The sequence below is a fragment of the Planktotalea sp. genome (assembly GCF_039984035.1).
GTDB lineage: Bacteria > Pseudomonadota > Alphaproteobacteria > Rhodobacterales > Rhodobacteraceae > Planktotalea.
In genome coordinates, this window is record NZ_JBDWVM010000317.1 from 1 (window position 1) to 5,114 (window position 5,114).

Consider the following 5,114-nt stretch of genomic DNA (forward strand, 5'->3'; position numbering starts at 1 on the left):
AACGCACGCGTGGTCAAATCGATTTTCGACCACTGAAACGTGTCTCTCCGCTTGCCGCGCCCATGTTTCTGGAAATGGGCCGCGTTCCCATCAAAGGCGCAGCGGAAGAACGTCTGCTGGCTGCAGAAACCGCCGCCTTGATGGCCGCGGCTGGCTTGTCGTAGAAGATCACGATGAGCAGTTACACATTTGAATTTCACGGTGAGACTTTGCAAGCGCGCCCATCTGGCACGCTCTATTGGCCTGCGCACAAATTACTCTGTGTGTCTGATCTGCATTTCGGAAAAGCGCAGCGCTACGCCACACATGGCGCGAGCGCGCTGCCCCCTTACGAAACACATGATACGCTGTTGCGATTGGACCAAGACATCACAGCGACCGGCGCAGAAAAAGTCGTCTGCCTTGGCGATAGCTTTGATCGGGTTGAGGCGAGCCAAGAATTAGATGGAAGGTCAAAAGATTGGATCGCCCGCTTGCAGTCAGGACGCGAATGGATCTGGATTGAAGGCAACCACGATCCAGGGCCTATCGAACTTTCAGGAAGTCACCTTGCAGACCTCAGGTTAGGTTCAATCGCGTTTCGTCATATCGCACAGGACGGCTCGAGTGGTGAAATTTCAGGGCACTATCACCCGAAAATATCACTGCAAATGAAGTCGCGCAGGATCACACGGCGCTGCTTTCTCATGGACACGGACCGTATCATTATGCCTGCCTTCGGAACCTATACAGGCGGTCTAGACGTAACTCACGCGCCTTTGGCATCCTTGCTCAAACCTGATGCCATTTGCATTTTGAGCGATGGTGCCAAAGCACTCCCTGTGCCGCGTCCTAAAGCTTAAAGGGCTTTTTCCAAGCTAACTTCTTCAAGACCCAAAGCTTGAACTTTGTCAAAATGCGTCTTGCTGACAGGGACCTGAGCATCCGTTTCCAAGACCACAAATGGCTTGGCCGCGTTGGGAACCCATCCACGCAACGCGCTTCTGTGAACCCAGTGTGAGCGGTGTACGGTCAAACCAACGGTATCGTCCAATTCAGCCACAGCATCAGAAAACCGCATGCGCAAGCGATATGTATTGACGGGCGTGAAAACTTCTACAAAATGGCCGTTCGCGCTGACATGAACGACTTGTTCATCGCGTGGAATATTCAAACGCTGTGCCAATCTGCTGTGCTGCGGTAGTTGAAACCGAGTCTCATCAAGACTTTCGTTCGCGCTGACTTGACGCGTAAAGAAAGCGAATTCAGGCAACATATTTCGAACAGAAACCACAATTGCCATGATCGACATTACCATCATCCACAACCATCCAATGGACGGTCTAACATCGGCGGGACGGTCTACCCAATGCGTGAGTAAGAAATTGATAACGACACTGATCGCGATGCTGCCAATCCCCAGGAAAATCATCTGCTTGTTAAAATCTGAATGCTTTTCAAAAATGGCGCTACAAGCCTCGCAGGTGAAAAACGCAGTCAAAACACCTGAACTAATCAAAACGCCCCAAACAACAAGGCCGCGACCAAAGCTATACTGATCGTAAGTGCCAAACGGTCCGCTAAAAGCGGTTAGAATGATGCTGGCTGCGGTAATTATAAGCGTATGCTTATTAAAAACACGTAGAGCCGTGTTATAAAAAATTGATTGAAGTTTGCCGAGAAGCGGGTGTGCTTCTATCTGCGCGTTACTCAATTGCCCGTCCCTACAGTTGTGTCACGCTACCATAATCTGCTGAAACAAGCTTACATCAAACGGGGAAAAGAAAATAAAGTTCCCCAAAACCGGATTTGGTAACGGCCAATAGTTCCAAATACTATTTAGTTTCGCGCTGTTTCTTTGCGATGCTTGCCTTGTATTGAGACTTTCACTTCCAAATCAAGACGTTTCTCCAAGCTTACTCAACGTCAAAAGGCCGACGAACATTACATTCGCCGACCTTCATTCCGTAGTTTCGTAGCTTTCTACGCTGTAAGGCCTTCAGGCTCTTCCAAACCGTTTGCACGGCAACAGGCGGTCACTGTATTTGCCAGAAGGCACGCAATCGTCATGGGGCCGACACCGCCGGGAACCGGCGTAATCGCGCCTGCAACTTGCGAGCAGGACGCAAAATCCGCATCGCCAACGAGTTTCTTTTTCCCGTCGCGCTCAATGCGATTGATGCCAACGTCGATCACGGTCGCGCCCTTCTTGATCCAATCACCGGGCACCATTTCAGGTCGTCCTACTGCGGCGACGACGATATCTGCGCGCCCAACCACATCCGCGAGATCTTTCGTGCGCGAATGTGCAATCGTGACGGTACAGCTATCGCCAAGCAGCAATTGCGCCATTGGTTTACCGACTAGGTTAGAGCGACCCACAACAACCGCGTTCATGCCCGACAGATCGCCGAGATGATCGCGAAGCAGCATCAGGCAGCCCAATGGCGTGCAAGACACCAAAGATCGCTGCCCCGATGCCAAAAGGCCCGCGCTTACAACATGAAGACCGTCAACGTCTTTCGCAGGGTCAATCTGCGCGACAATCTCTTGCTCATTCAGGTGATCCGGAACAGGGAATTGGCACAGAATGCCATGTACAGCGGGATCAGCATTCAATTTGGCAATGAGTGCATAGAGGTCTTCTTTGCTCACATCCGCGGGCAGCTTGTGCTCAAACGAATTCATTCCGACTTCTAGCGTTTGTTTGCCCTTGTTGCGCACATAAACTTCGCTCGCAGGATCCTCGCCCACAAGGACCACAGCCAAGCCTGGGGTAATGCTGTGATCTGCTTTGAGTTTAGCAACGTGTTCAGCAATCTGGCCTCTGACCTTTGCAGCAAAGGCTTTGCCGTCAATAATTTGCGCACTCATGATGTCATCCTTTTTTCCTTGGGCCTCAAAAGCCCCAAACGGGCGGTGCATGTCAAAGCACGTCACCTTACAAGCCGAGGCCCGTAAGGTGCGTGATTCCACGCACCCTTCGCCCGCGCTTAAAACAAACCTTCGATCTGGCCGCCATCGTTCAAACGGATATTTTCCGCAGAAGGCACCCGTGGAAGGCCTGGCATTGTCATGATCTCACCGCAAACGACAACTACGAAACCAGCACCCGCTGACAGGCGCACTTCGCGCACTGGCACAGAGTGACCTGTTGGTGCACCGCGCAACGTTGGATCAGTTGAGAAACTATACTGCGTCTTCGCCATACAGATTGGTAAATCGCCATACCCTTGCTCTTCCCAAAGCTTGAGTTGATCGCGAATTTTCTGATCTGCCAACACTTCGTCTGCGCGGTAGATACGCTTGGCAATTGTGTCGATCTTTTCCATCAAGCTCAGATCATCGCGATAAAGCGGCGCAAACTGAGACACGCCGCTTTCCGCGATTTCAGCAACGCGCTTTGCAAGGTCCTCTGACCCTTCAGAGCCGAGTTCCCAGTGACGTGACAAGATCGCTTCTGCGCCTTGCGTCGCTACATAGTCCTTCACCGCCTGCACTTCTGCATCCGTGTCCGTCACGAAGTGGTTGATCGCAACAACGACAGGCACGCCGAAGGATTTGAGGTTACCAATGTGGCGACCAAGGTTTGCACAACCTTCATTCACCGCATCAACGTTTTCTTCGCCAAGATCACCTTTGGCAACGCCGCCGTTCATTTTCATCGCGCGCACAGTCGCGACCAGAACAACACAATCAGGCGCAAGACCCGCTTTGCGGCATTTGATGTTCATGAATTTCTCAGCGCCAAGGTCAGCGCCAAAGCCCGCTTCAGTCACAACGAAATCAGCAATCTTCAGCGCTGTCGTTGTCGCAATCACAGAGTTACAGCCATGCGCGATGTTCGCGAATGGGCCACCGTGAACAAAGGCAGGGTTGTTTTCCAGCGTTTGCACAATGTTTGGCTGCATCGCATCTTTCAGCAACACGGTCATCGCGCCTTCCGCTTTGATATCACGGCAGAAGACTGGGCTGCGATCACGGCGATACGCCACGATCATATCACCAAGACGCTTTTCAAGGTCTTTCAAGTCTTTTGCGAGGCACAGGATCGCCATAACTTCGGACGCAACCGTAATGTCAAACCCGCCTTCGCGCGGGAAGCCGTTCGCAACGCCGCCGAGCGAGACGTTCACCTGACGCAATGCACGGTCATTCATGTCCACAACGCGTTTCCATTGAACACGGCGGATGTCGATGTTCTGCTCGTTTCCCCAATAGATGTGGTTGTCGAGCATCGCGGACAAAAGCGAGTGCGCAGATGTAATCGCGTGGAAATCGCCGGTGAAGTGCAGGTTCATGTCTTCCATTGGAACGACTTGAGCATAACCGCCGCCTGCAGCGCCGCCCTTCATACCAAAGTTTGGCCCAAGGGATGCCTCGCGAATACAAACAGCCGCTTTCTTGCCAATGCGGTTCAGACCATCGCCAAGACCAACTGTTGTTGTCGTCTTACCTTCGCCCGCGGGCGTCGGGTTGATCGCAGTGACGAGGATCAACTTACCGTTCTTGTTCCTCTGAACACTGTTGATGAAATCCTGCGATACTTTCGCTTTGTCGTGGCCATAGGGAAGCAAATCTTTGCTCTCAATACCCAGCTTTGCGCCGATTTCTTGGATCGGCAATTTGTTCGCTTCACGGGCGATTTCGATATCTGACTTATATCCCATGTGACTTTCCCTATCTTTAAAGTGCGCTGATTATTCTGCAGCGATGTCGTGAATGGCCTCGACGCGAACGGCCGAGAATTTGAATTCGGGGATTTTCCCGTATGGATCGATCGCCGGATTGGTCAGCACGTTGGCCGCCGCTTCGACGTAAGCGAATGGAACGAAGATCATGTCTTCGGACACCGCGCGGTCGGCCCGCGCCATGATTTCAATGGACCCGCGTCGCGTTGTGACGCGCACCATATCGCCCGGCTCAACGCCAAGCGCTCGGAGCGTTTTGGGGTGGAGCGAGCAGTTCGCTTCAGGTTCAACAGCGTCCAGAACCATGGCGCGACGGGTCATAGACCCTGTGTGCCAATGCTCAAGCTGACGCCCCGTGGTCATGATCATCGGATATTCTGCATCAGGCGCTTCATCTGGCGCGATCACAGCCGCAGGCGTGAATTTCGCACGTCCCCCTGCTCG

5 protein-coding genes are annotated in these 5,114 nt (G+C 52.6%); 1 reads left to right on the plus strand and 4 read right to left on the minus strand.

The window, feature by feature from the left end; genetic code table 11:
* The first annotated feature begins 173 nt into the window (after positions 1 to 173).
* Entirely contained in the window at positions 174 to 842 is a 669-nt protein-coding gene (gene pdeM, locus ABJQ89_RS14250; protein WP_348496853.1) for a ligase-associated DNA damage response endonuclease PdeM, read from the plus strand.
* On the opposite strand, the gene ABJQ89_RS14255 is transcribed toward pdeM, so the two are convergent.
* From ABJQ89_RS14255 to ABJQ89_RS14270, 4 genes are all read right to left on the minus strand, one after another.
* Positions 839 to 1,693, minus strand: a complete 855-nt coding sequence (locus ABJQ89_RS14255; RefSeq protein ID WP_348496854.1) for a LytTR family DNA-binding domain-containing protein — start codon at positions 1,691 to 1,693, stop codon at positions 839 to 841. The genes pdeM and ABJQ89_RS14255 overlap by 4 nt on opposite strands.
* A 269-nt stretch (positions 1,694 to 1,962) precedes the next feature.
* The gene (gene folD, locus ABJQ89_RS14260; RefSeq protein ID WP_348496855.1) at positions 1,963 to 2,853 is read right to left on the minus strand and encodes a bifunctional methylenetetrahydrofolate dehydrogenase/methenyltetrahydrofolate cyclohydrolase FolD; all 891 of its coding nucleotides are present in this window, start codon (positions 2,851 to 2,853) and stop codon (positions 1,963 to 1,965) included.
* Between the two features lie 119 nt (positions 2,854 to 2,972).
* Positions 2,973 to 4,649, minus strand: a complete 1,677-nt coding sequence (locus ABJQ89_RS14265; RefSeq protein ID WP_348496856.1) for a formate--tetrahydrofolate ligase — start codon at positions 4,647 to 4,649, stop codon at positions 2,973 to 2,975.
* A 30-nt stretch (positions 4,650 to 4,679) separates the two neighbouring features.
* Positions 4,680 to 5,114, minus strand: a 435-nt coding sequence (locus ABJQ89_RS14270) for a molybdopterin dinucleotide binding domain-containing protein (protein ID WP_348496857.1), incomplete at its 5' end; no start/stop codon positions are given.